The organism is Paenibacillus sp. EKM10P (genome assembly GCF_011800655.1).
Classification (GTDB): Bacteria; Bacillota; Bacilli; order Paenibacillales; family Paenibacillaceae; genus Paenibacillus; species Paenibacillus polymyxa.
Genome location: NZ_JAALET010000133.1, coordinates 1 through 238, shown reverse-complemented (window position 1 = coordinate 238; position 238 = coordinate 1). Strand labels below are relative to the sequence as shown.

The window sequence follows — 238 nt, the reverse complement described above, 5'->3', positions numbered from 1 at the left end:
CTATGACCCGTAGGGGATTCGAACCCCTGTTACCTCCGTGAAAGGGAGGTGTCTTAACCCCTTGACCAACGGGCCATCCTGTAACAAGCTCTCAACCGGGATCGAACCGGTGACCTCATCCTTACCATGGATGCACTCTACCTACTGAGCTATGAGAGCAAATGGCTCCCCGAACAGGACTCGAACCTGTGACAACTCGATTAACAGTCGAGTGCTCTACCAACTGAGCTATCAGGGA

General features: G+C 52.9%; 3 tRNA genes. All 3 read right to left on the bottom strand.

Annotated features, from left to right (window positions below):
• Positions 1-3: 3 nt before the first annotated feature.
• The 3 genes from HFE01_RS26810 to HFE01_RS26800 all read right to left on the bottom strand — a co-directional run bounded on the left by HFE01_RS26810 (position 4) and on the right by HFE01_RS26800 (position 238).
• A tRNA-Glu gene (locus tag HFE01_RS26810) sits at positions 4-75 on the bottom strand.
• 11 nt (positions 76-86) lie between these two features.
• Positions 87-159, bottom strand: a tRNA-Thr gene (locus HFE01_RS26805).
• A gap of 3 nt (positions 160-162) precedes the next feature.
• Positions 163-238: transfer RNA gene (locus HFE01_RS26800), tRNA-Asn, on the bottom strand.